We start from the raw sequence: 25,182 nt of genomic DNA, 5'->3' as shown, positions 1-25,182 counted from the left end.
CTTAAAGACGCCGGCCCGTTCGGCGAGCGCGAAGCAGTGCTTCGCGAATGCCTCGCGCCACCCCCCCGAGGGGGCTTCAGAGCCCTTCGGGCGGCCGGGCGGGCTCTGACATGGATTCCAACGGCTCCCGCTACTGGCTGCTGCTCGGCCCCGAGGATTGGGGCGCTTGCGTGCGCAGCGATCTCGCCGGTTCGCCGACGCTCGCTTCCCTGTGGCCGGCGGGTGCCAGCGCGGGCGAACTCGCTGCAGAAGGCTGGGACGCAGACGACGCCGAGCTGATGCTGCCGCGCGAGGCCTTCCGCTTCCGCGCGGCACCGCTCGACGTGAAGCCCGGCGCCGCGCGCCGCCGCGGTGCCGCGGCGGATGCCGACGGCAATGTGTTCTGGATCGACGAAGACGGCGGCCGCATCCTGCGCCAGTGCGCGCAGAGCGGGCAGCTCAGCGTGTTCTGGCCAGTGACGCGGCCGATGCCGGAAGTTGTCGGCGCGGTGACCCAGGCCTTCGGCCCCGAGCTGCCGCTGCTGGGCGAACCGACGCCGGCGTTCCGAGGCGTGGGGCAGCCGCGCTTTGGTGATGCCTCGGTGGCCGATGAAGCCGCGCCACAACTCGCCGGCCTCGCGATGACCCCCGATCACCGGCTGATCGCCGGCAGCATCGCACCGGCCGGCCTGCTTGATTTCGACCTCATCGCCGGCGGGCCGCCACGCTGGTTGGCGTGGCCTGACGCGGCGCCCGGCGTGCGCGCCTTCATGCCCTGCGACATCGCGGCGGATGCCTGTGGTCTGTGGATTCTCGACCGCGCGCTACCCGCTGACGCACCGCCCGCCATGCCGGTCGATGCCCGGCTATGGCGGCTTGATCGCCGACTCGCCAGCGTCGGGCCAGCCGGCGCGGCATCGGTTGCTGAAGTGGGTGACTTCGGACCGCAGGGCGGCGGACCGCGAGCCCTGCCACCTGCGCCGAAGCGGATCGACTTTGCCCATGCGATCGCTCTGGCGCTGCGCGCGCCCATCGCGGTCGAGTCCTTGCCGGATGGCCGCGCGATCCTGCTCGACACGCCGCTGGCGGGCGACGCTGAGCCTTGGGGCGCGCTGGTGATCGTGTCGGCCGACCCCGCGGTGGCGCGCGTGCGGCTGAGCCTTGACGCGGTGCGCGCGGTGATTGCCGACGAAGACGCCGATGCCTTCCGCCTCGCCGGCCATGCGCTTCTGGCCGAGGCCCCCACAGCGGACGACGGCAGCGCGGCACGCGCGCAACTGTGGGTGGTGGGCGACGATGGCAACCAGGCCTTCCGCATCCTGCTGGTGGAGCGTGCGGGTGTGCTGTCGCTGGAGCCGCTGCCCGAATTCCTGCCGATGCGGCGATACGGCGGGCGCGGCCTGGTGTCGGTTGCCGGCGCGCCGAAGTACGACAGCGACGGGCACTGGGTGCCGCTGGTCGTGCAGCGGCGGCCGCGCTACAGCCGCAGCCTGCAGGTCGATACCTGGCCCGGCACGGCGGCGCGCCCGCCCTTTGATGCCGGCGAGCCCGGCTGCACCTGGCACCGCATCGTGATGGACGTAGCGATTCCGCCCGCCTGTGCGATCCGAATCCAGGCGCGCGCGGCTGACGACCTTGCCGGACTGCGCAATGCGCCCTGGCGCGATCAACCCGCATTGGTGCCGCGAGCGATCGGCGCCGAACTGCCCTGGCTCGCGCGCCGCGATGCACAGCCGATCCAGTGCGAACGCGGCAGTCGCGAACTCCTGCTGCAAGGTGTGCAAGGCCGCTATGCGCAACTGCGCATCGTACTGCTCGGCAACGGCCTCGCCACGCCACGCGTTGGCGCGCTGCGGATCTGGTACCCGCGCTTCGACTATCTGCGCTACCTGCCTGCCTGCTGGCGCGAGGACGCGATTGCTGCGGACTTCCTCGAACGATTCCTCGCCAACGTCGAGGGTCTGTTCACCAGCTGGGAAGATCGCCTCGCCGCGGTGCAGCTGCTGTTCGACGCACGCACCGCGCCGCGCGAAGCGCTGCCCTGGCTGGCCGGCTGGTTGGGCCTTGCGCTCGATCCGCAACTCGATGAACGCCGGCGCCGCCTGCTGGTGCGCTACGGCCACCGTCTGCTGGCACGCCGCGGCACGCTGCCGGCCTTGCAACGCCTCGTTCGCATCGCGACCGACCCGTGCGTCGACCCGTCGATCTTCGACGACGACGCACCGCTCGCCGAGCGCCCTGGCGACGTGCGCTACCTCGAACGCCCGAATGGCGCCGCGCACACACTCGTTGTGCGGGTGCCGCTGCGGCGCACTGCGGTCGGCGCTGCTGCCACGCTCACGCGTGTGCGCGACGTGCTCGCGATTGCGCTGCCGGCCCATGTTGCCGGCTCGGTGGAGACGGCCGACTACGCCTTCCGCCTGGGGGCTGCGCGCGTCGGGTACGAAACGCAGCTCGCGGCGGACGACCCGATTGCGGCGGCCATCGTTGATTTCGCGAATTTGGGGATGGCGAGGTTGGCTGCGCCGCCGGAAGGGGCGGCGCGGTGGGCGGTGGATAGGGATCGCTTGGGGAGTTTGGGGGTGTTGTCGTGACTGGCGCGATGGTTTTCAGCGCGGGTTGGGCTAAGCGTCGCGCGGCCCAACTTTCTGCTCTTGGCTTACGGTCCGCGTTGGCACTTTTCGGAGGCCTTCCCGCTGAAGCCGGGTCCCGCCCCGGCGGGCGGGTTCCTTTCTTGTGCCGACAAGAAAGGAACCAAAGAAGCGGCCCCCGCTTCAACGCCGCGCGCTTCGCGCACGGTGCCCTGTGCTGCTCGAAGCATCGGGTGGCTGCGGAACTCGCCCTCGCTGCGCTCGGAGCTCGGACAGTCCTCGCCACCGCCGCGCTGTGCGCGTCGGAACCCGATGCTTCTGTGCTGCTCGGCGTTTCAGAGGGGGAGGGAAAAGCGTCGACGTTTCACCGCTGTCGGATTTCCGTAGCCTGGATGCAGGCCGAAGGCCGGAATCCGGGATGTGCAGTTGAGCATCTGGATACGCCTGCCCCGGATTTCGCTGCGCTCCATCCAGGCTACGAAACACACGCAATCGTTGCTCAACCGATGGTTTTGATTTTCGGGTCCCGTCGAGAGCGCCGAGTAGCGGAGCGCGTCCGGGAAGAAGGCCGAGGACTGTTTGAGCACCGAGCGCAGCGAGGGCGAGTTCCGCAGGCCCCCGGTCGCGCGAGCAACGCAGGGAAGTCAGGCACGCAGTGCCTGACCGCGAACGCCGGGTCGCCTTTTCTTGGTTACTTCTTTTGGCGAAGCAAAAGAAGTAACACGCCAGCCGGGGGCGGGACCCCGGCCAACGCACGCCAGCAAACCGACTGCGCCAATCGCAAGTCGCAATCGCCAATTCGCAAATCAAGCGTCGGGCTTGGTACCACTCTCCCAGACAGACGTGCTCAGTCCGCCACGCGCGCCGTTTGGGGTGTCGACTCCGCGGCGATGCGCGAGTACCGCATTCAAAACACTGAGGCCCGACCGGCCTCCCCGTTCACCACAATCCCTCTCCGGGAGAATCGCTCATGAGTGATGCCGCCTTCTCCACTGCCGCCACGCCGTCGACGCCTGAAGCCGACAAGCGTGTGCGCTACAGCCTGGGCCAGATTCTTGGCGCCGATGAATTCGAGCAGGAGCAGTTCTACTTCCTCGAGCGCGATCGCCAGCATAACCGCGTGCTGCACGGCTACGGCACCGCGCTGGGCCTGGCGGTGTCGCTGTCGGGCAGCGAGGTGCGGGTCGAGCCCGGGCTGGCGCTGACCGTCGCCGGCAAGGTGGTGCGGGTCGATGCACGGCAGTGCGCTGACTTCGCCGCCTGGGTCGGCGCGAATGCGGCGACGCTGCTGCCGGCGGACGACGCGGGCTTCCAGCGCGCGCATGTCGTGCTCGGCTACCACGAGTGCGACACCGACCGACTGCCGCTGCCGGTTACGCCCTGCTGCGGCGAAGGCGAGGGCGTCGCGACGCGGATCGCGGAAACCTTCCATCTCGCCTTCGTCGCCGAACCGCCGGCACAGGTCGAGGAATGGCTGACGGATCGCTTCGGTCGCCTGATCCGCGCGATCCGTCCCGCGCCCTCGGCGGGTACCGCGCTCGCGCTGGCCGATGTGCCGGCGCTGGTGCGCACGCTGATCGCCGGTGAAGCGGTGGGCGGGCCGTGGCAGGTGGCGGTGGCGGACTTCGATGCGGCGATCGCGCTGGCCGAGCGGGTGTGGGTGACCGAGGTGCGGCCGCAAGTGCCGGTGGATGCAGGCCCGCCTGCTGCGCCGACCGCGCTGCATCCGGAAGAACCGGTGCTGCTCGCGAGCCTGCATTTCCGCCTCAATGCCGGCGCGCTCGACGTGGCCTCGCTGACGCTGGACGACAGCGCCCGCCCGCTGCTGCTGCCGACGCGCACGCTGCAGGAACTCTACGGCGTCGGCCAGACCGCGCAGCCGGCGGCCGCGACCGATGTGGTGCCGGAGACCCTGTTCAACCAGACCCCTGCGGTGGGCGCCAGCCTCGCCTATGCGCGGGCAGACCACACACACGGGTCGCCGACGCTGCCGGCGACCGGCGGCGATCTGACCGGGGCGATCACCGCGGCGCAGGTCACCGCCCTGCAGGGCGTCGGCCTCGTCGCGACCGGCGCTGCGAGCGGGCAACTGCTGGGCTTTGACGGCAGCGTTTGGCGACCAGTACCCGCGCCCACCGGTGATGGCGCGCCGGTGGTGCTGGGGGGTGACGCGAACGGCCCCGCGGGCGACAACACGGTGGCCGGCCTGCAGAAGCGCAAAGTCGTCGATACGGCACCCAGCAACGGCGACGCGCTGGTGTGGGATGCCACGATCGACGCGTGGCGGCCCGGTGCGGTGAGCGCGCCGCCCGCAGCTGCGGGCGTGAAGATCGTCGCGGCCGGCATCATCGGTTTCGACGGCACGCGCGGGCCGGTGTTCGGCAAGCTCGAGCTTGTAGACCGCGCGCCCTTCACGATCGGTTTCGATGGCTACATCCAGCCCAATGCCGACCGCAAGCACATGTACATCCTCAAGGCGATCGCGGTGGCCAAGCTCGACAGCCCGGTATTGACGGTGGGCTTCAGCAGCTTTGGCGAAAAGGGCATCGTCGTCACGCTGGCGCTCGGTGGCAAGCCAATCGGCTTCGACAACGGCATGGAGCTGATGGTCGAAATCAGCCAGTACGGGGAGCTGCCATGAGCGCGCTGGCTGAAGCCGCGGCACCCGGCTACTTCGATGGTGCGCTGCGCGCGGTGAACTTCTTCGGCGGGCGCCTGCTCTCCGGCCGCGACATGGCCGATGAGCAGGCCGCCAGCGCGGCACGCGATGCCGCCATCGCCAGCGCGGCCGGCACCGGTATCGCCCGTGGGCTGGTCGTCACTCGTGCGCGCAGTGCGAACGGTTCACTGCTCAACACAGTGGATCTGTCGCCCGGCACCGCGATCGCGCCAGACGGCAGCGTGCTGCGCCTCGCCGCCGCACTGCGCATCGCGCTGGTGCCGGACGATTCACACGCGCCAGCGGCACCGCTCGGCCCGGGCGAATTCCGCCTGTGCGGGCCCAAGCCCAGCGGAAACCCGACGCCCTCGGTGCAGTACGGCACCGCGCTGCAGGTGCTGCTGGTCGGCCCCGCGCAGGCGCTGTCCGCCGAGCAGGCGCCCGGTGTATCGGGCGAGGGCGGCGCGGCGTTGAACCGTTGCGGCGCCCGTTGGCGGCTGTCGGGGCTGCGCTTCCGGCTGGCGACGATACCCGGTGCGCTGTTGGGGTCGGACGCACCGCTGTTCAACGACACCAGCACGCTCGGCCGGCATCGTGCGCGCCACCTCGCGGCCTTCGCGGCGCTCGGCGGCGACGTGGTGGCCGAGGCGCTCGCCGATCCGCTCGGCGGGCTCGATAACCCGCTGCGCGCTTACGGTCTGCTCGATGCGGCCGGCGTGGTGGCGGATAACGAAGTGCCGCTTGCGCTGTTCGGCTGGCAACCCGGTGGCCTTGCTTGGCTGGACATGTGGGCGGTGCGTCGCAGCCTGCATGCGCCGGCCTCGGCGGCCGATCTTCTGTTGCTCGGCAGCGGGCGCCGCGCGGCAGAGGGCGAAGCCTTCATCCGCCAGTTCGCGCTGCAGATTGCCGAGCTGATCAACGCGGGCGACGTATTGCCTGCTGGCTTGCAGGCGGCCAGCGTGTTCCGCTACCTGCCGCCGGTGGGCGTGCTGCCGCTCGCGAGCAGCACGCGGCGCGGCATTGATGTCGACACCTTCTTTGCCGGCCTCGCGGTGAGCGAAGACGACTTCCTCGATGGCGCCTTGCTCGAACCGCTATGGCGCGGCGCGGCGATGCTGCCGCCGATCAACCTGACGAGCGAACCGGCACAGCTGATCTGGCGCTTCCGTTTGCGTGGCGACGACGGCAATGCCAGCGGCGCACTGCTCTTCGGCCATCGCCATCTGCCCCTTCCTGCGGCGTCGCGCGAGAACCGCGCCCGCTTCGATCACGACCGCTACCCCACTTTCTGAGGAGACCGACATGGCCGACCTGATCAAGAGCGTGACCAGCACCGCCCTCAACGCCACCGGCGTGCAACGCGCGTCCGCCGCGGCCCTTGCACAACCGCTCGCCAGCAGCGCGATCCGCGACGACCTGCTGCAGATTTCGCCGGGCCTGCTCAACACCGGCATCATCGGCACCATCGACCCCGGCGTGCTGCGGCCCACCGTTACGGCGACCCTGTCGCATGTGCAGCCCGGCGAGCTGATCACGGCAACGCTGATGAACGCGATCATCGACCGCCTCAACGCGCTCGCCGGCAACACCGGGCCAGCGACGATGACGGGGGATGTCACCGGGACCACCGCGGCGAACCAGATCAGCGCGTTGCAGGGCAAGAGCGTGCTCGCCAATGCGCCGGCCGAAGGGCAGTTGCTGGGCTTCTCCAACAACGCGTGGCGGCCGGTTGCCGCGCCGCAGGCGACACCGGTGGTGGTGGCCGCCGCCGCGATCCAGAATCGCGGCATCGTCACCAGCGGCAGCCGTTGGGGCGTCAGCTCGATGCTCGGCAATTTCGTCAGCGCGGATCTGATCGCGCCGCGCTTCACGTTCGACGGCTACAACCCGACCTTCAACACCTACTTCTTCCGCTTCACCTTGGTCGATGCCGATCACCGCGGCGGCATCGCCACGGTGATGCCGTATGTGTTGCGTGTGGACCCCGGCTTCTTCGAGATCGGTTTCCAGCCGCTGGGCGTGAATGGCAACTTCGACCCCGGCCTGATCCTGCAGGTGGAAGTGGTTGCGTATCCGCGTCTGCGCTTGTTCTTCGCTGGCGTCACCGAAGTCGCCAGCGGCATTGGCGCTGCCGCCACCGGCGCGCTCAACGCCGGGCTTGCTTCGGCAGTGGCTGGCAACAGCGCGGCCACCACTGCGCCGGCGCCAAGCGGCGGATTCACGGTGAACCCCGCGGTGCTGAACGCGGGCCTTACGGTATCGCCGACGGTGAGCAACCCGAGCATTGCCACCGTACTGGCGCAACCGGTGGTGATGGCGGCGACGCCCGTGGCGAGCACGGTAAGCGCTGCGCCAGCGGCGTCTGCAGTCAGCACGCAACCGGCGCTGAATGTGTCTGGCGTTGCGTTGGCGCCGAGCGCGGTAACCAACCTGCGTAGTGCGCCAGCAAAGAAGAAGTCGCCTGCGCGCGCCGCGCCGGTGAAACCGGCGCCCAAGCGCACCGCCGGCAAGAAGCCGGCGCCCAAGGGCGGAAAAGGCGGCTGAACATGGATGGCCTGCGCATCGTGCGGGCACGGGTGCGTGGCAGCGCGCAGACGCACGAGCTTGCTGCACGCTTTGCGCGCCGCGCCGAGGTGGCGCTGTCGGGGCTCGACCCCGGGGCGGCCATCCTCTGCCTGCGTGAGGCCGGCGGCGTACTCACCGACGATGCGCTCGCCGCACCGCTGTCGCGTGCTCCGGCCGTCTGGGGGCCGATCGTGCGGCAGGCACAGGCGCGCCTTGCCGCTGCGCGCCACCCGTGGCGCGAGGCCGTCATGCCGGACGCACTTGCAGTGTGTTTCGCCGACACCGCCGAGTGGCTCGCGTGCGCAGCGCTTGATCTGCTCGCGCAGCGCATCGAGCGTTGCTGGTGGTGGTGCAGCCTGCCGCTGCACGGTGCATCCGGTGTCATCGCCGCGTGGCAGCAGCATCCGCAAGCAGTGCCCGGCGCACTGGCGCTGCTCGCCCAACGAGGGCGCGCGGTGCACTTCGCACAAGCGGTCGGCACCCAGGCCCTTGTGTTGCGTCAGGCCCTGATCCGCCACTTCGCAGTCGGCCAGCTTGCAACCCCAGCTGAATCGCCCGCGTCGGTGGCTCTCGAGCACGCCCTGTCGGACTGCGCGGCGAGTGCGCCTGAGGGCGTGCCGGAAGCTGCGCGCCATTGGCTGTGGCTTGCGTTGGGGCTGGCGCGTGCGCCCGCCGCGGTCAGCGCAGCGCCCCGGCCGCCGGCGCGCTGGTTGGCCGCGCTACCGACTCGCGAACCGTCCGATCGTGCGGCGATGCAGATCGGCGAAGCGGACGCGCCGCCGCCCTTGCGCGATCAACCATCGGTCGGCGTAGCGCGCGGCGGCCAGCAAGGCGTCGCGTCCGAGCCGCCCGTGGCGCCGATCCGCGTTCACCATGCGATCGGCCGCACCGTCGCGTCGATTCTGCAGGCGGCAAACGATCCGCTTGCGCCGCCGCCAGCTGAGGGCACGCCGCCGGAGCAACAGCCCGAATCGACCACCCGCGGCGCGCGGCAGCCGCCGATGCGCTGGGGGCTGCCGGCGCCGTCGCCCGCGACAAATCCGCCGAACATGTCGTCGCCCGATGGCGATGGGGTCGATGCGGCGATCTTCGCCACACCTGATGTACTGGCCGTTCCGGCGCCGCAGGCCAACATGCCGGCGGCGCCAGCCGTGGATGCGGGTGGCGCTGGTATCGCCACCGAGTATGGCGGCGCCTTTCATCTGCTCAACCTGGCGGTCGCGCTCGGTCTCTACCCGGACTTCACCCGCCCGGCAGACCGCGGTCTTGCGCTGCACCCTTGGGACTTCATCGCGCTGCTGGCGCGAGAATTGATTGGCACGGATTTCGATGCCGACCCGCTCAGCGCCTGGCTGGCGAATGCAGCCGGCCGTCCGCAGGATTGTGCGGCAGGCTGCTGGGCGGACGCCCCGAATGCCGATTGGCGCCTGCCAGCGCATTGGCTCGCACCCTGGGCCGCACAAACGCGCGCATGGCGACGCGTCGAGGCGGACGGGCGTTGCGGCCTTTGGCATCCGGCCGGCTTCTGTGTCGCCGATCTGCCGGCAGATGAAGTGGTGGACGGGGCGCAGTGGCCCGGCTGGGTTGCACCCCGTCGCGTCCGCGCATCCGCCCGAGTGGTGCCGGGGGCGATTCGCTCTTGGGGCGACTGGGCCGCACGTTTCGCACCCTTCGTGCGTGCGCGCCTCGCACTCGCGACCGGATGGCCGCAGGCCAGTGCCGCTGATCGCCTGCTGCACAGGCCGGCTACGATCCGCCGCAGCGCTGAGCGCGTGGTGGTGCAGATGAGTCTTGCCGCGTTGCCGATCGAGGTGCGCCTCGCTGGCCTGGACCGCGATCTCGGCTGGCTGCCTGCTGCGGGCTGCGATCTGCGCTATCGCTTTGACGCAGGGGTGGGGCCATGAACGCGCCGCGTGCGCCGATCGCCTTTGCCGAGGTGCCGCCGGGGGCAGCCAACCATGCGCGGCTGTTCTTCTTCGGCGCGGTGCTCGCGTGGCTGGCGCCGGCCCTGCACAAGGCCGGCTCGCCCGACGCGCTGTTCGCGCACCACCCCTTCCTGCAGGACTACCTCGACCAGATCGACCGCCCGGAACTCGAAGGGCTCGCGCTGGAGACCTGCTGGCATGCCTGGCATGAGGCCGCCGACGCATGGGCGGGTGCGCAGACCGGACTGCCGGTCCGTCGCATGCAAGCAGCACTGGCGCTGGACGACGCGGCGATCGGGCTGGTCTTCCAGATCGGCCTGATCGAAGACGACCCGCGCTTTGCCGCGCTCGCCGCCGATTTGCAGGATGGCACCGCACGCCCGGCTTGGGGCTGGCTTGCTGCCTGCCACCCGACGCTGGAGCCGGACGCGGTGCGCGAGCGCCTGCAGGCGCTGCTCAACGCCGGGTTGCTGCACGCCGAGCAGCAAGGCCCGCGTGCCGCGTGGACGCTGTCGGTGCCGCTCGCGGTGTGGGACGCGCTGTGCGCGCGGCGGGTCGAGGACGCGACGCTGCGTTTGCGTCCGCGCGAGGCTGCGTCGCCGCTCGATGCTCTGGTTGTGCCGAAGGCGGCGGCCGACGCCCCTCGGCCGCTTGCGCTGCGCGGGCTGCCTGGCAGCGGCCGCATGACGCTCGCGGCTGCGCTCGCGGCTGCGGCCGGCCACGCTTGCTTGAGCCTGCGCGCGAGCGCAACGACGTCGGCTGCCGAACTGGCGTCGGCACGCTGCATCGCACTGCTGTCGGACGCCGCACTGGTGCTGGACGCGCGACGGCAACTACCGGAATCGCTGGCGTTGGTCGCGCCGCTTGCTGACATCTGCCTGCTGCCCCTGGCCGGTGGCGAGCTGCCGCCACAGGTGACGGTGCTCCGCTTGGCGCCGCCCGCGCCGCAGGCGCGTGCCGCGATGTTGCAACGCGCGTGGCGCAGTGCGGGGCTCGAAGATTCCCCTGACTTCCTGGCCGCGCCGCATCGCTTGCCTGCCGGCATCTGGCAGCGGTTGATCGCGCGCGCGCTGACACGGCCCGAGCCGGCGCGTGCTTTGGCTCAGCTGCTGGCCGCGCGCAGCGACGCGACGCTGGCGTCGCTGGCCGAGGCCCTGCCGGGCGCGGGTGATTGGAGCGAGTTGGCCTTGCCGCCCCGCGCGGCTGAGGAAATGCGCTGGCTTGAGCTGCGTTGCCGGCAGCGCGAACGGCTCGCCGAAGGCGTAGGCGATGCGTTGGCGGCTGGGCTCACACCGGGCGTGCGGGCGCTTTTCAAAGGGCCTTCCGGAACCGGCAAGACAGCCGCTGCGCGCATCCTCGCCGCGCAGTTGGGCAAACCGGCCTTCCGCATCGATCTGGCGCGTACTGTCAGCAAGTACATCGGCGAGACGGAAGCGAATCTCGCGCGCATCTTCGAGGCGGCCGAAGCCATCGATGCGGTGTTGCTGCTCGACGAAGGCGATGCGCTGATGGCGGGGCGTACGGGGGTCAGCAACGCCAACGACCGCTATGCGAACCTGGAAACCAACTTCCTGCTGCAGGCGGTGGAGCGCTTCCACGGCATCCTGCTGGTGACCACCAACAGCGCGGAACGGATCGACAGCGCCTTCCTGCGCCGCATCGACGTGACGATCGATTTCCCGGCGCCCGATGCCACGGTGCGCGAACGCATCCTTGCGATCCACCTGCCGCGCGACCATGCGGTGCCACCACAGGTGCTGGCGCGCTTTGCGGCGCGCTGCAGTTTCGCGGGCGGGCAGTGGCGCAATGTGGTGCTGCATGCGGCGCTGCTGGCACTGGAGGCCGGCAGCCGCATCGACGCCGCGGCGCTGGAGGCGGCGATTCGCCGTGAGTATCGCAAGAGCGGCCAGGTCTGCCCGCTGCGTGAGGAGGGCGAAACGTGACCGCCCTTGCGCGCGCGGCGGTGGTGGCGAGGCCTGCACCGGGCACTACCGCGCGCGCGCGCCCGGCAGCGGGTACCGCCCAGCGCATGCCGGGCCGGCTCGGTGCTGGCCAGGCGCTCGCGATGCCGGTGCGTCGCCGCCTGGAGCAGAGCCTCAATGCGGATCTGGCAAGCGTACGTGTGCATACCGACGCCGCGGCACAGCGGGCGGCGGCCCAGGCCGGTGCGCGTGCCTTCACGTATGGCGAAGACATCGTGCTCGCGAAGGGCGAGCGGCCGGACGATCTGGCGCTGCTCGCGCACGAAGTGGCCCATGTGATCCAGCAACGCGGGCCGGCGCGGCCGCAGGTGCAGCGCCTTGGCGACGATGGCGGTGCGCTGGAAGCCGAAGCCAGTAGCGCGAGCGCCGCGGTGGTGGCGGGCGGCGGTTACACCGTCAGCGGGCGCACGAGTGGCAACACGGTGCAGCGGAAGCCGGGCCTGCTCGATCGCGGGCGAGCGCTGCTCGGCGGCGCCGTGGATACGGTCAAGCAGGCGGCCGGCGATCTGGCGATGGAGCTGGTCAATCGCTATGCGCCCGAACTGGCGCCCTTTGTTCAGAAGGGCCCGCAAGGCGTGCTGGATTACCTGAAGGAGCGCGTCACCAACGGCTTCAAGAAGGTCATCGACGGCGTCATGGCGCCGGTGTATGCGGTGGCCGGGGCCGGCAAACAACTTACTGCCCGCTTTGCACCGATGCTGCAATGGGTGCAGGAGGCGGCCGGGAAGATCGCCGCCAACGACTGCACGCCACTGCGCCAGGCGGCCGAGAAAGTGGAGCAACTGGCAACCAAGCTGCTGCAACCCATCGTCGAGAAACTGCAGCCGGTGGTGAAGAAGATCGAGGACCTGTGCCAATCGCTGTGGGACAAGGTCGGCGCACCGGTGTGGAACTGGATCAAGAAGGTCGCCAAGCAGCAGTGGGATCAGATCGAACAACTGGCGAGCTGGGTGTGGGACAAATGCGCACCGATCCGCAAGGCCTCGGCCGACGCCTGGACTTGGGTGAAGAACAAGCTGGGGATCGGCGACGGCCCGGAGGGCCAGAACGGCATCCTGCAGTGGGTGCAGGGCAAGGTCGAGAAGCTGTGGGACGCGGTGAAGGAAGTGCTGGCGCCCTATCAGAAAGAGATCAAGACGGTCGCCACGGTGGTGGGCGCGGTGGCGGTGATGGCCTCGCCTGCCGGGCCGCTGGTGGCGCTGGGTGCGGCCGTGGTAGGGGTGGTGCAGGGCGTACGCTGGATCAAGGCCCACTGGGGCAAGGGCAGCATGGTGGTGCAGGCGCGTGCCTACCTGCAGAACACCCTGATCCCTACGCTGCAACGCGGCGCCCATCGCTTCGGCAGCGGGCTGGTGAATCTCGCGCGCGGCCTCACGGGCGCGATCGGCCGGGTGGCGAAGGCGGTTGGCGGCTGGGTTGGTGTGGCAGCCGGCGTCGGGCTGTCGTTCATCGTGTCGGCGACGCAGTGGGTGGCGGACCAGATTGACGCACTGGCTGCCTGGGCCGGCGGCAAGCTGATGCAGGTGGCCGATGGCCTGCTCGCGATGGTGGATCGGCTCGGCGCATTCCTCGGCCGAGCGCTCAACTTCCTGCGCCGCATCGCCAACGTGGTGCTGGACGTTTGGGGCATCCCGATCCTGCTCGCCGAAAAGATCTGGGACATGATCCCGAGCTGCATCCGCGACCCCTTTGTCGACTTCCTGATCCCGATCATCCTGCGCCAGATCGAGCTGTTCGAAGCGCTCGCGCGCGACGGCGAGGCTTGGGCTCGCACGAAGACGGAGATCCGTGCGCTGATCAAGCTGGTGTTCAAGAACCGCGACTTGATGGGGGCGGTGAAAGCGAGCTTCCGGTTGGTGCTGCGGGTCTTCGACGTGCCGCCGGAGCTGCTTGGCGAACTCATCAGCAAGGCCTTCTCGGTGTGGGACCGCGTGATGCGCGCGCCGATCGACTTCGTGCGCAATGCGGTGCGCGCCACCGGCGCCGGTTTCAAGCGATTCGGCAAGAACATTCTGAGCCACCTTGGCTTCGGCATCGAGGGCTGGCTGTTCGGCGAACTGGCCGAGAAGGGCATCAGCGCGCCGAGCAGCTGGAAGGACCCGATGGCAGTGTTCGGTTTCGCGCTGGATGTGCTGGGGCTGTCGGTGAACCACATCTTCGATCTGCTGAAGAAGCGCTTTGACCCGAAGAAGGTGGACAAGCTGCGCACCTGGATGCGCCGCTTTGGCAGCGCGATCGCCTGGGTGCGTGGCGCAATCGACACCTCCAAGTCGCCCGCCGAGAACACCAAGGGCATCATCGACAAGGCCAAGGAATTCGGCAGTACGGTGCTGCAGGGTGTGGCCGAATGGGTGGCGGGCAAGGTGGCGGAGGAAATCGCGATCGTGGCGACGGCTGCTGCGGCATCCGGCGGGTTGTCCGAGATCGTCGACATCGCACGTCGGGTGTACAAGGTCTTCAAGGCCGTGAAGCGCTACGCGCAGCAGATCATCCGCATCGCGATCAGTGCGCTCGATTCGGCGTCGGAGATCGCGAGTGGCGCGATCGACAAGGCGGGCGCGCGGGTGGAAGGGCTGATGCGCCGCGCGATGCCGGTGGTGATCGGCTTCCTGGCCGAACAAGTCGGGCTGGGCGGCGTCGGCAAGAAGATTCGCGAGCTGGTCGACACGATCCGCAAGAAGGTGGACGACGCGATCCTGTGGCTGATCGACAAGGTCAAGGCGGGTATCGATGCGATCCTTCGCGGCATCAAGGCGGTGGCCGGTGCGATTGCGGACTGGTGGAAGACCCGCGTGGGCTTCCGCAGCAAGAGCGGCGAATCGCATACGATCTCGACCGAAGGCACCGAAGACGCGCCGGCGATCTACGTTGAGAGCAAGAAGACGGCGATCGACGAGGCGATCGGGCAGATCGCCGACGGCGGCCTCAAGTCACAGGCGAAGGACCTCAAGCGCGATGTCTACAAGGCGATCCGCGATGGCAAGAACGCCAAGGACGACGCGGAAGCGGACAAGCACGCCAAGACGGTACAGAAGCACCTGAACGCGCTGGGCGGCGTGTTCCGCCAGGCCGGCGTGCCGACGGATGACAGCGACCCGGCGCTGGAGCTTGGCGACGGCATCCCGACCAGCGTCAGCTACGGTGGCGTCGATGCGCAACGTGGCGGCAAGAGCATGACGGCCGACCCACTGACGCCCGAACACGGCGCCGGCAGCTCGCCGTCAGTGGTGCCGCCGATCTGGGCCGCGGTAAACCAGCGGCGCAACGGCAAGCGGCTTTATGTGATGGGCCACCTGCTGAACAACAAGCTCGGCGGCCCCGGCGACAACATCGCCAACCTCACGCCGATCACCTTCAGCTGCAACGCGGCGCATCAGGCCGCGGTGGAAAGCACGCTCAAATCGATGATCAACACCGCACGCAAGTTCGTGTACTACAAAGTCAGTGTGAAGTATCCGCGCAGCCCGGTCGCCACGCCGCCGGAAGCCGCCCCCGAAGAGGGCTTCCTCGCCACCGCGATTTCGTGGGAATGGCAACAGCTCAAGCGCAAGAAGACGGGCGGCGGCTACGAGCGCATGGGCAGCCCGCAGCGCGGATCGGTGCCCAACTTCCCCAACGGTTTTCCACAGACCTGAGGGTCAGACCGGCTCCGCCGGACAGGAGATCAAGCATGCAGGCACAACAGTTCTTCGATTGCGTGAAGCCGACGGTCGCCCTGCTCAAAGCCCGGGGGCTGGATCAGCGGATCTACAGCGATGTGGTCGACGCCGCCGGCCACCAGTATGTCGACCTGGTGATGGAGGGCGGCGGCGTGCTGGGCGTTGCGCTGCTCGGCTACGTCTACATCCTGGAGCAGGCGGGGCTGCGCTTCTCCGGGCTTGGGGGCGCATCAGCCGGCTCGATCACTGCGCTGGCGCTCGCTGCCCTGGGCACGCCCGCCGAGGCGAAGAGCGAGCGCCTGACCGAGATCGTCGCCAACATGCCGATGGCGAGTTTTGTCGACGGCAAGGACGACGATGACGACGACGCGCCCGACTTCATCGACACCATGCTCAAGCGGCCCGGGCTCGCGAAGGGCATCTGGAAGGCGATGCAGGTGGTCGACAACATGAACGAGATCCACGGGCTGAACCGCGGCGAACGCTTCCATGCCTGGATGCGCGACGTGGTGCTGGGCAAGGAGGTCGCCACCACGTCTGCGCTGCGGGCGCGCATGGGTACGACGCCGGCCGGATGGCGCCTGCGCGATGGCACGCGGCACCGTGCCTCGCAGCTCGACGGTGCGGATGCGCTGCCGCCGCTCGACCCGGCAAAGGACTATCTGTGTGTGGTGGCCGCGGACATCGCGACCGAAACGAAGGTCGAGTTCCCGCGCATGGCCGCGCTCTATTGGGCCGATGTCGGTGCGGTGAACCCGGCGGACTATGCGCGCTGCTCGATGTCGATCCCGCTCTTCTTCAAGCCGGTGCGGGTGCCCTTGAGCCTGCGCGACGAGCCCCATCTGAAGCAGTGGGAAGACATGGCCGGGCTGGTGGCCGACGACAACATCGGCTTTCCGCCGCCGGAGGCGGTGTTCGTGGATGGCGGCGTGCTGTCCAACTTCCCGATCGATGTCTTCCATTCCACGCACAAGGTGCCGACGCGGCCGACCTTCGGCGTGAAGCTGCAATGGGATGAACGCGCCCACACCATCACTGGCGCGCTGAAGCTGATCACACAGACCTTCAACTCATCGCGCCACTGCCTGGACTACGAGTTCATCCGGAAGAACCCGGACTTCCGCCAACTGGTGGCCTACATCGATACGGCCGACCACGACTGGTTGAACTTCCAGCTCAGTGACGCGGCCAAGCTGGACCTGTTCGATCGCGGCGCGAAGACGGCGCTCGAATTCCTCGAAGGTTTTGACTGGGAACGCTACAAGGACACCCGTGCCAGCCTCATCGGCGCCTATCAGGAGGCCTGGCGGCCGAAGACGACACCCGTCTGACCGGCCAGGCGGCGAGCCGGATTCAGAGCCGCTGGATGGCTTCGCGAACCTTGTCCGGCTCGTCGAGCTTCATCAGCTTGCCGACTTTCACCGCCAGCTCGCCGGTGTGGGCACGCAGGATCTCTTGCTTGACCTCGAGGATCTGCGTCGGGTGCATCGAGAAGTCGCGCAGCCCCATGCCCAGCAGCAAGCGGGTGTTCGCCACGTCGCCGGCCATTTCGCCACACACGGAGACCGGGACGCCCGCACGGTTGCCGGCCTGGATCGTGCGATGGATCAGCATCAGCACAGCCGGGTGCCATGGGTCGTACAGGTGTGACACGGCCGCGTCGGTGCGGTCAATCGCCAGCGTGTACTGAATCAGGTCGTTGGTGCCGATCGAGAGGAAATCGAGCTTGCGCGTGAACAGCCCGACCGACAGCGCGGCGGCGGGGATCTCGATCATGCCGCCGATCGGTACGCCGTCGGCGAACTTCACTTTCTCGGCTCGCAGTTCGGCCTTCGCGCGTTCGATCATCGCAAGGCTTTGCGTGATCTCGTCGAGCGTCGCGAGCATCGGCAGCATGATCTGCAACTGCCCGAAGTGCGAGGCACGCAGCAGCGCGCGCAGCTGCGTCAGGAACATGCGCGGTTCAGCAAGGCAGTAGCGGATCGCGCGCAGGCCCAGCGCGGGGTTCTGATCGCCGTGCACCTCCATGCCGCGCAGCGCCTTGTCGGCACCGATGTCCAGCGTGCGGATCGTCACCGGCTTGCCCGGCAGGGCCTTGAGCACGCTGCGATAGGCTTCGAACTGTTCGTCCTCGTCCGGCAGCTCGTCGCGCCCCATGAAGAGGAACTCGGTGCGGAACAGACCCACCCCGTCGGCTTCGACCTCGCGAACGCCTTGCATGTCGCGCGGGAGCTCGATGTTGCCCTTGATGAAGACGCGTTCGGTATCCAGCGTACGTGCGGTGGCGCCGGTAATCCGCTTGAGCTTGGAGCGTTCGAGTTCGAGCTGCCCCTGGCGGATGCGGTATTCCTCGAGCACCCGCTCGTCCGGCGCGACGATCACGACGCCACGCGTGCCGTCCACGATCAGCACATCGCCGTCGTTCACGGTGTGGCGCACATGCTGCAGGCCGACTACGGCCGGGATCGCCAGGCTGCGCGCGACGATCGCGGTGTGCGAGGTGGCGCCGCCGATGTCGGTCACGAAACCGGCGATCTTGGCGTCCTTGAAATGGATCGTGTCGGACGGTGACAGATCATGCGCGACGACGATCGTCGCGAAGCCATCACGTTGTTTCGGCGGTACGTAGCCGGGGTGGCCCAGCAGGCTCTTGACGAGGCGTTCGACCAGCTGCACGACGTCGGCCTTGCGCTCGCGCAGGTAGGCGTCCTCGATTGCGTCGAATTGCTCGACCAGCACTTCCATCTGCTGCACCAGCGCCCACTCCGCATTGCAGCGGCGGGTGCGGATATGCTCGCGGGCTTCCTCGATCAGCAGTGGGTCCTGCAGCAACATGCGCTGCAGGTCAACGAACACGGCGACTTCAGACGCCGCGGCGCTTTGCGTCTGGCGGAGCACGTCGAGTTCGGCGCCGACCGCGGCGATGGCATCGTCAAGCCGGGCCAGTTCCTTCGCGGTGGCCTTGGGCGACACCACGTAGTGATGCACTTCCAGCAGCGCATGCGAGATCAGGTGGGCGTAGCCGATCGCGATCCCGTGCGAGACCGGCAGGCCGTGCAGCGCAAAGGAGACCGATTCCGGCCGTGCCACCGTTTGCGGCATTACTCGGACTCGCCGAACCGGTTTGCCACGAGGGTGACCAACGCCTGCATGGCGGTGTCGGCGTCCGAGCCCTCGGTTTCGATGATCACCTTCGCCCCCTTGCCGGCGGCGAGCATCATGACGCCCATGATGCTCTTGGCGTTGACACGACGCCCATTGCGTTCGAGCCAGACCTCCGATTCATGCGCGCTCGCGACCTGCGTGAGCTTGGCCGACGCGCGCGCGTGCAAACCGAGCTTGTTGACGATCTCGACTTCAGTTCTTGGCATCCCGATCCACTTTCATATGGAGCACGCCATCACAACCCCCCGCAATCGCCTTGGTGATCACGGTGTGGATGTCGTTCTTTTCGCGGTAGGTGAGGATTCGCAGCAGCATCGGCAGGTTTGCGCCTGCCAGGCCTTCTACGACGCCGGGCTTGAGGAGCTTGAGGGCAATGTTGCTCGGCGTGGCCCCGTAGATGTCGGTGAGCACGATCACGCCATCGCCGCTGTCCACGGTCTGCATCAGCGCGCGTGCTGTTGGCAGCGCGTCGAGCGGGTCGTCCGCTGCCGATACGCCTAGTTGCGCGATCTGCGCCGGACGCCGGTTCAGCACATGGCAGGCGCACTGGATCAGTGACTCGCCGAGCGTGCCGTGGGTGACGAGGAATATTCCGAGCATGCCTGACTCCGGTCTGCAGGGCAGAGGGTAGCTTGCGATTCTAAAGCACCCTGCCGGGCAAAGTGCTGCGTCGCGCCAATTACTCGACGACCTCGTCCGGCTTGCTGCCGTTGAGCCATTCGATGCGCCGCGCGAGCGCTTCGGTGACCTGGATGCGGCCCGCGGCATCCACACGCAGGCCCTGGTCGATGCCGTAGGCTGCAATGCGTTGGCGCCAGTGTGCGCCGTCAATGAAGGCCGGCTTGCTGGCTGCGTCGGACAGAGTGCCGGCACGCGGCCGCGCTGTGATCAGGATCGTGAGGCTTCGTGTCTCGGTCGCGGGGCTGCCGGTACGCGGATCGATCAGGTGGCAGAAGCGCTGGCCGTCGCGCTCGAAGAAGCGCTGGTAATCGCCTGAGGTGCCGATCGCCTCGCCGTCTTTCAGCGGGAGCGCGGCAATCGCGCCGGCGCCGCGCGGATTCTGGATGCCGACTTTCCAAGGCTGCTCGCCCTTCGCGCCCAGGGCGAGCACGTTTCCGCCGATATTGATCAGCGCGTTGGCGACGCCCTGGTCACGCAGGATGGTTGCCGCCCGATCCAAAGCCCAGCCCTTCGCATAGCCACCCAGATCGAGCTGCACCGCACGGTTGCGGCTGCTGACGCGGGCGCCATCGATCGTCAGATCTTCCATCGAGGGGTGCGCAGCCATGGTCACCCGCAGCGCCTCCGGATCCGGGGTGACCGGTTCGTACTGGTCGCGATGGAAACCCCAAAGGCCGATCAATTTGCCGATCGCCGGATCGAAGAGCTGCCCGCCCCGTGCCGCAAGGGTCTTGGCTTCGCTCAGCATGCCGGCCAGCTCCGGCGACACCGTCGCCGTCTCGCCGCGGGCCAGCGCCTCGTTCAGTGCGGTCAGTTCCGACGGCTGCCAGCCATGGTAGGCCCGGTGCATACGGTCGAACTCGCGCAGCACGGCCCCCACGGCCTCGCGCGCCTTGGCCTCGGGCACTCCCCAGGTCGTGATCTCAACCCGAGTGCCGAAGACGAAGGATTCTTCATGGTGGGCGGTGTCGCGAGCGCAGGCTGCCAGCGCCAGCACAACGACCATCAGCGCAAGGCTGGATCTCAGGAACGACATGAATGGGCTCAGCGCCAGTTGCTTCGGAGGCTTAAGCCTATCACTTGCGTTCACGGGCCAAGTTCGGCCGCGGTCAAATGTAATGTTCGGCGGCTCAACAAAAAAAGGGAGCTTGTCGCTCCCTTTTTTCTTCGGTCGCAGCGGCTTGCTGGACGCCCGCCGCGCGGCGACTGTCGGCTCAGGCGCGGTTGCGTGCGCGGCGACGGGCCTTGGCGGCCACAACACCCAAGCCGGCGAGCAGCATGGCGTAGGTTTCGGGTTCCGGCACGGCGGGAACGCCCATCGTGTACCCGTAACCATTCTGCGAGACCACGGTACCGCCGAGCGCCGTTACGCCCAGGTAGAACGAGTGGCTTGAATCGTTCTGCGACGTACAGTTGATTGCCTGGTAACAGAAGGCAGTGAGGCTGAAACTCGTGTCGAAGGTCAAATCAGTGTTGGTCGGCACAAGGACGTCAAAGCTCAGGCTGCCGTTCCAGTGGCTCTTGCTGCCGAGCGCATCAACCGTATAGTTCGCCGCGTCGCCGCCCAACTGTTCGTAGTAGGAATACTTGATGTTGCTGCCACCGTTGGTCGCCGGATCTACGAAGGACGCGTAGGACCAGAGCCTGCCGAACTGACCACCAAGCTGTTCGCGGATAGTGGGCGAAGATTCGCCGCCTTCGGTGTAATCCGGATTCGGAACTTCGTGCCACACAGACAGTGCAAACTCGCTGTCGGTATGACGAATCGGGTAGGGAGACGAGTAGCGGGTGTCGCTCGCCGCAACCGCGCTGGTATCGATAACGGAGTCGTAACGCACCGAGAAACGCACCGTTTCAAAGGCGTTCACCGAATTGACGCGCAGAACGTCAGAAATGGCGCTGTCCGCAAATGCGGCGGTACGGCCGCCGAACTGTCCAGCGCTGCTCACCGAAGTAATGGCTTTGAACGCACCCGTGGTGGTGTCCAGCCGCGCCCATGCATTCGCCAATCGATCGCCACCATTCGCATTCAGGGCAATGGATGACACGCTCTCGGTCGGTGCAGAAACGTCGTACTGCGAATTGACGATATCCCCGATCGACGATGGAACAGCATCGTAGAGGGCGCGGGTGCCAACGTAGTTGGAGGCCTGAACGGTCGAAGCAACGAAGCCAGACGCGAGCAGTACAGCGATTCGCAGCATTTTCATGGGGAACGTGCAGTTGAGTTTCGGACGGCACGAACAATACCATTGGCATCGCCGGAATTTGACCGGCGATGCCTTGCATTTTTCTTCGTTCGTGAAATTTTCCGTACGTGCCTGGCTGGCGAGCTGCTATCGGGCGGCGGCAGTCGCGCAGTGGTTCGTCAATTCTCGCCGCCAGCGCTGAACGGGGATTCAGGATTGCTGAGACGTTGCGCCGTCCAGCGCTTCAATCACCTTCGTCGCCACCGTGCAGCCGGTCTGCGCCTCGATCTCGACCATGCAGGTCGGGCTGGTGACGTTGATCTCGGTGAGGTAATCGCCGATGACGTCCAGGCCCACGATCAGAAGTCCGCGTGTCCAGAGTACCGGCGCGAGTGTTTCGGCGATCTCGCGGTCACGTGGCGACAGTGCTTGCGCCACGCCGCGGCCGCCGGCGGCGAGGTTGCCGCGCGATTCGCCAGCCTTCGGGATGCGCGCGAGGCTGTAGGGCATGACTTCGCCGCCGATGATCAGGATGCGCTTGTCGCCCGCGCTGATGGCCGGGATGTAGCGTTGCGCCATGATGGTCTGGCTGCCAAGCTGGCCCAGCATCTCGATGATCGAGTTGCGATTCGGATCGTCGCGGCGTACGCGGAAGATGCCGCTGCCGCCCATGCCGTCGAGCGGCTTGAGGATCACGTCGCCGAATTCGTCGATGAAGGCGCCGATGTCTTCCGTGGCGCGGGCGACCAGCGTGGGCGCGGTGAATTGCGAGAACTCGGTGATTGCGATCTTTTCCGAGTGGTCACGCACCGCGCGCGGGTCGTTCCAGATCTTCGCGCCCTGCACCTTGGCGCGTTCGAGCAGCCAGGTGGCGGTGATGTACTCGAAGTCGAAAGGCGGGTCCTGCCGCATCAACACCGCATCGAAGTCGCTCAGCGCGAAGTCGCCGGGCTCACCCGCCGTGTGCCAGTCGTGATTGTCGGCGGCCAGCGTGAGCGGCACTGCGCGCGCGCTGACGATGCCATCGCGCAGCCGCAGATCCTTGCGCAGGATCGCGAACACCTGGTGCCCGCGCGCCTGCGCCGCCCGCATCATCGCGATGCTCGAATCCTTGTAGGGTTTGAGTCCTTCGAGCGGATCGACGATGAAGGCGATTTTCATGCGAGTTCCAGTTCGGCCGGTGCGGTTTCTTCCAACTCGACTGAGGCAGCGAGCAGCGCCAGCCGCGCGACCACGCCGTAGGCGTAGAAGCGGTTCGGTGCTGCGTCGGGGGCTTGTGCGCAGTCGGGTGTATTGCAGCAGGTTTCGAACGCGAGTGGCTCGAAGCGCATGCCCGGCGCGTTGAGGTTCTCGTCGATGCCGCGCTCGGTATTGACGCGGTAGAAGCCGCCAACGACGTACTTGTCGAGCATGTAGACGACCGGTTCGGCGACGCCGCCATTGACCTGTTCGACGGTATGCACGCCTTCCTGGATGATCACCTCGCTGACTTGCATGCCTTCCTTGATGACCGACATCTTGTTGCGCTGCTTGCGGTTGAGGCCGGTCACTTCCGACGCATCGCGCACGGTCATCACACCCATGCCGTAGGTGCCGGCATCGGCTTTGACGATCACGAAAGGCTGATCCTCGACGCCGTACTCGGCGTACTTTGCGCGGATCTTCGTCAGCGTGGCATCGACCTGCGCTGCCAGGCATTCCTCGCCCACACGCTCATGGAAGTCGATCTTCCCGCAGCGGCCGAAGTAGGGGTTGATCAGCCATGGATCGATCTTCAGCATCTTCGCGAACGACTCGGCAACGCGGTCGTAGGCGGCGAAGTGGATCGACTTGCGGCGGGTGGTCCAGCCCGCGTGCAGCGGCGGTATCACCCACTGCGAATCGAGATCCTTCAGGATTGTCGGCACGCCGGCCGAGAGGTCGTTGTTCAGCAGCACCGCGCAGGGGTCAAAGTCCTTCAGGCCCAGGCGATCGCCTTTGCGTACCAGTGGTTCGAGCGTGAGCTTCTGGCCGTCCGGCAGATCGAGCGTGGTCGGTTCGGTGATGTCGGGCAGCAGGCTGCCGATACGCACCTTCAGGCCCGCGTGGCCGAGGATGTTCGCCAGCCGCGCCACGTTCATCAGGTAGAACTGGTTGCGCGTGTGGTTCTCGGGTACCAGCAGCACCTTCGACGCGTCCGGGCAGATGCGCTCGACTGCCGATTGCGCGGCCTGCACGCATAGCGGCAGGAAGCTTTCATGCAGGTTGTTGAAGCCGCCCGGGAACAGGTTCATGTCCACCGGCGCGAGTTTGAAGCCGGCGTTGCGCAGATCGACCGACCCGTAGAAGGGCGGCATGTGATCGAGCCATTGTTGCCGCAGCCAAGCCTCGATGCTCGTGGCGTTATCGAGGAAGCAGCGTTCGAGTTCCAGAAGCGGTCCGGTCAGGGCCGTCGTCAGATGCGGGACCATTGGGGTGTCTCCTCGGTCGGGGCGCCAAGTTTAACCCCGACGAGGCGGCGCGGGTCGGCGCTCAGGCGCTGTCGGGGTTCCGTGCAAAAGCCGCAAACGCTGCCGGCAGGCGGGCGTTTTGCAGCGCGCGCTGGCCGAAGATGAAACGACCGTCGCAGACGAAGCCTTGCTCCGCCCAGTCGACCGCGTTCAGCATCGCACACAGCACATTCAGCCCTACATCGGGGCGATGCGGGAAAAGCGCAAGTACCGCCCCGTCGAAATGGGGACTGTCGTGCAGGAAAAAAGGTTCCGCAACCCGGGTGCGGTGGTTTACGTAGATGCGCGGCGCGCTGCTTTGCGGATAGCCGCGTCCCCACTGCCACCAGTCCGCTTCGCCAAAGGGCTTGATGCGGCGTGCGAGCAGCGCGGCCTTGTGCGGCAGCAAGGCCGGGTGGGGTGACTCGGGTTGCCAGATCATGCGGCGCGTCTCGCCGCTGGTGCGGGTGCGCGAGCAGACGAAATCGCGGGTGCCGTGTTGCGGGTCGGCGAAGATTGGGTCTGCGCCGGACACGGCACCGACGCGCACCGCAAACACCTCGGTCAGCGGTACCTCGTGGGCGTCGCGCACGAAGGCGAGTTGCCCGGCGTGTTCGACGAAGTCGCGCATCTCCCAGTCGCCGCGTGCGGCGGCGGCGAGCGCGCCGTCGAGCGTGCGGTGGTGGGCGGCGTCGATCAGCGCAGTGCGGCGCGAGAAATCGCCCTCGACAAAGCGCCAGATCAGGCAGTTGGGCAGGGCGCCATCGAAGCTCTTCTTGTCGCCCAGTTCGATCACATGCGTGATCGTGCCGCGTGCATGCAACAGCCGGTTCAGCGGCCGTGCGCTGGTGGCTTTGAGGAAGTCGCGCGGGGTGATGAAGATCAGCTCACCGCCCCTGGCCAGGTGATCCAGGCATTTGGCGATGAAGAACAGGAACAGGTTGCTGCGGCGATCGAAGCCCAGCGCGTTGGGCAGCAGCGCACGGGTGCTGGCGGCGATGTCCTGGTGCCTGACGTACGGTGGGTTGCCGATGATGGTATCGAACTTCTCATGCACCGGCAGCGCGAAGAAGTCGCCGACCAGGGCGCCGGGCGGGGCATGGCGCGGATCGAGTTCGATGCCGACCGCGCCGGGCAGATGGTGCAGGAAGGCACCGTTGCCGCAGGAGGGCTCCAGCACGCGTCCGTGGCGCTGCCGCAGCGCCAGCATCGCCTGCACGACCGACTCTGGCGTGAAGACTTGTCCGAGTTGCGCAACATTGAAGTCGGGCAAATCGGGGCGGGTGGGCGCGGGGCTGCAGACGGTGTTCATCGGGGCG

The 25,182-nt window shown here is 67.7% G+C and carries 16 protein-coding genes; 8 read left to right on the top strand and 8 right to left on the bottom strand.

Annotation, left to right across the window (positions count from 1 at the left end):
• The first annotated feature begins 110 nt into the window (after positions 1–110).
• The 8 genes from HH302_RS08785 to HH302_RS08750 all read left to right on the top strand — a co-directional run bounded on the left by HH302_RS08785 (position 111) and on the right by HH302_RS08750 (position 16,691).
• Positions 111–2,573, top strand: coding sequence for a phage tail protein (locus HH302_RS08785; RefSeq protein WP_172201400.1), 2,463 nt, complete (start codon positions 111–113; stop codon positions 2,571–2,573).
• Positions 2,574–3,540: 967 nt separating this feature from the next.
• Positions 3,541–5,211, top strand: a complete 1,671-nt coding sequence (locus HH302_RS08780; RefSeq protein ID WP_172201398.1) for a hypothetical protein — start codon at positions 3,541–3,543, stop codon at positions 5,209–5,211.
• A complete protein-coding gene (locus HH302_RS08775; protein WP_172201396.1) occupies positions 5,208–6,521 on the top strand; it encodes a hypothetical protein in 1,314 nt (437 codons plus the stop codon). The genes HH302_RS08780 and HH302_RS08775 overlap by 4 nt, the downstream gene beginning before the upstream one ends.
• A 10-nt stretch (positions 6,522–6,531) precedes the next feature.
• Complete coding sequence (locus HH302_RS08770; RefSeq protein ID WP_172201394.1) at positions 6,532–7,773, top strand: hypothetical protein; 1,242 nt, start codon at positions 6,532–6,534, stop codon at positions 7,771–7,773.
• 2 nt (positions 7,774–7,775) lie between these two features.
• Positions 7,776–9,698 (top strand): hypothetical protein, encoded by a 1,923-nt coding sequence (locus tag HH302_RS08765; protein ID WP_172201392.1) that lies wholly within the window; start codon positions 7,776–7,778, stop codon positions 9,696–9,698.
• A complete protein-coding gene (locus tag HH302_RS08760; RefSeq protein ID WP_172201390.1) occupies positions 9,695–11,662 on the top strand; it encodes an ATP-binding protein in 1,968 nt (655 codons plus the stop codon). The genes HH302_RS08765 and HH302_RS08760 overlap by 4 nt, the downstream gene beginning before the upstream one ends.
• Positions 11,659–15,336: a DUF4157 domain-containing protein gene (locus tag HH302_RS08755; protein ID WP_172201388.1), complete on the top strand. Its 3,678-nt coding sequence runs from the start codon at positions 11,659–11,661 to the stop codon at positions 15,334–15,336. The genes HH302_RS08760 and HH302_RS08755 overlap by 4 nt, the downstream gene beginning before the upstream one ends.
• A gap of 35 nt (positions 15,337–15,371) precedes the next feature.
• Complete coding sequence (locus HH302_RS08750; RefSeq protein ID WP_172201386.1) at positions 15,372–16,691, top strand: patatin-like phospholipase family protein; 1,320 nt, start codon at positions 15,372–15,374, stop codon at positions 16,689–16,691.
• Between the two features lie 22 nt (positions 16,692–16,713).
• Here HH302_RS08750 and ptsP read toward each other — a convergent pair whose 3' ends face one another.
• The 8 genes from ptsP to HH302_RS08710 all read right to left on the bottom strand — a co-directional run bounded on the left by ptsP (position 16,714) and on the right by HH302_RS08710 (position 25,175).
• On the bottom strand, positions 16,714–18,462 hold the full coding sequence (gene ptsP / locus HH302_RS08745) for a phosphoenolpyruvate--protein phosphotransferase (protein ID WP_172201384.1): 1,749 nt from the start codon (positions 18,460–18,462) through the stop codon (positions 16,714–16,716).
• On the bottom strand, positions 18,462–18,731 hold the full coding sequence (locus HH302_RS08740; RefSeq protein ID WP_172201382.1) for an HPr family phosphocarrier protein: 270 nt from the start codon (positions 18,729–18,731) through the stop codon (positions 18,462–18,464). The genes ptsP and HH302_RS08740 overlap by 1 nt, the downstream gene beginning before the upstream one ends.
• Positions 18,718–19,125, bottom strand: a complete 408-nt coding sequence (locus HH302_RS08735) for a PTS sugar transporter subunit IIA (RefSeq protein ID WP_172201380.1) — start codon at positions 19,123–19,125, stop codon at positions 18,718–18,720. Before HH302_RS08735 ends, HH302_RS08740 begins: the two co-directional genes overlap by 14 nt.
• 79 nt (positions 19,126–19,204) lie before the next feature.
• Positions 19,205–20,242 carry an FAD:protein FMN transferase gene (locus HH302_RS08730; protein ID WP_172201378.1) on the bottom strand — a complete coding sequence of 346 codons (1,038 nt, stop codon included), beginning with the start codon at positions 20,240–20,242 and terminating at the stop codon, positions 19,205–19,207.
• Between the two features lie 178 nt (positions 20,243–20,420).
• The gene (locus tag HH302_RS22305) at positions 20,421–21,416 is read right to left on the bottom strand and encodes an FxDxF family PEP-CTERM protein (RefSeq protein ID WP_253946077.1); all 996 of its coding nucleotides are present in this window, start codon (positions 21,414–21,416) and stop codon (positions 20,421–20,423) included.
• A 189-nt stretch (positions 21,417–21,605) separates the two neighbouring features.
• Positions 21,606–22,556, bottom strand: coding sequence for a glutathione synthase (gene gshB / locus HH302_RS08720; protein WP_172201376.1), 951 nt, complete (start codon positions 22,554–22,556; stop codon positions 21,606–21,608).
• Positions 22,553–23,845: a glutamate--cysteine ligase gene (gene gshA / locus HH302_RS08715; RefSeq protein WP_172201374.1), complete on the bottom strand. Its 1,293-nt coding sequence runs from the start codon at positions 23,843–23,845 to the stop codon at positions 22,553–22,555. Before gshA ends, gshB begins: the two co-directional genes overlap by 4 nt.
• A gap of 61 nt (positions 23,846–23,906) precedes the next feature.
• Positions 23,907–25,175 (bottom strand): class I SAM-dependent methyltransferase, encoded by a 1,269-nt coding sequence (locus tag HH302_RS08710; RefSeq protein ID WP_172201372.1) that lies wholly within the window; start codon positions 25,173–25,175, stop codon positions 23,907–23,909.
• Positions 25,176–25,182 lie beyond the last annotated feature (7 nt).

This window comes from Niveibacterium sp. COAC-50 (assembly GCF_013184235.1).
GTDB lineage: Bacteria > Pseudomonadota > Gammaproteobacteria > Burkholderiales > Rhodocyclaceae > Niveibacterium > Niveibacterium microcysteis.
Note: the sequence above shows the minus strand (reverse complement) of the source record. Positions and strands in the feature narration are given on the sequence as shown.

What these genes read in the sequence shown, in the direction of transcription:
- HH302_RS08785 (WP_172201400.1), top strand. Translation starts at nt 111, where the DNA reads ATGGATTCCAACGGCTCCCGCTACTGGCTGCTGCTCGGCCCCGAGGAT.
- HH302_RS08780 (WP_172201398.1), top strand. Translation starts at nt 3,541, where the DNA reads ATGAGTGATGCCGCCTTCTCCACTGCCGCCACGCCGTCGACGCCTGAA.
- HH302_RS08775 (WP_172201396.1), top strand. Translation starts at nt 5,208, where the DNA reads ATGAGCGCGCTGGCTGAAGCCGCGGCACCCGGCTACTTCGATGGTGCG.
- HH302_RS08770 (WP_172201394.1), top strand. Translation starts at nt 6,532, where the DNA reads ATGGCCGACCTGATCAAGAGCGTGACCAGCACCGCCCTCAACGCCACC.
- HH302_RS08765 (WP_172201392.1), top strand. Translation starts at nt 7,776, where the DNA reads ATGGATGGCCTGCGCATCGTGCGGGCACGGGTGCGTGGCAGCGCGCAG.
- HH302_RS08760 (WP_172201390.1), top strand. Translation starts at nt 9,695, where the DNA reads ATGAACGCGCCGCGTGCGCCGATCGCCTTTGCCGAGGTGCCGCCGGGG.
- HH302_RS08750 (WP_172201386.1), top strand. Translation starts at nt 15,372, where the DNA reads ATGCAGGCACAACAGTTCTTCGATTGCGTGAAGCCGACGGTCGCCCTG.
- ptsP (WP_172201384.1), bottom strand. Translation starts at nt 18,462, where the DNA reads ATGCCGCAAACGGTGGCACGGCCGGAATCGGTCTCCTTTGCGCTGCAC.
- HH302_RS08740 (WP_172201382.1), bottom strand. Translation starts at nt 18,731, where the DNA reads ATGCCAAGAACTGAAGTCGAGATCGTCAACAAGCTCGGTTTGCACGCG.
- HH302_RS08735 (WP_172201380.1), bottom strand. Translation starts at nt 19,125, where the DNA reads ATGCTCGGAATATTCCTCGTCACCCACGGCACGCTCGGCGAGTCACTG.
- HH302_RS08730 (WP_172201378.1), bottom strand. Translation starts at nt 20,242, where the DNA reads ATGTCGTTCCTGAGATCCAGCCTTGCGCTGATGGTCGTTGTGCTGGCG.
- HH302_RS22305 (WP_253946077.1), bottom strand. Translation starts at nt 21,416, where the DNA reads ATGAAAATGCTGCGAATCGCTGTACTGCTCGCGTCTGGCTTCGTTGCT.
- gshB (WP_172201376.1), bottom strand. Translation starts at nt 22,556, where the DNA reads ATGAAAATCGCCTTCATCGTCGATCCGCTCGAAGGACTCAAACCCTAC.
- gshA (WP_172201374.1), bottom strand. Translation starts at nt 23,845, where the DNA reads ATGGTCCCGCATCTGACGACGGCCCTGACCGGACCGCTTCTGGAACTC.
- HH302_RS08710 (WP_172201372.1), bottom strand. Translation starts at nt 25,175, where the DNA reads ATGAACACCGTCTGCAGCCCCGCGCCCACCCGCCCCGATTTGCCCGAC.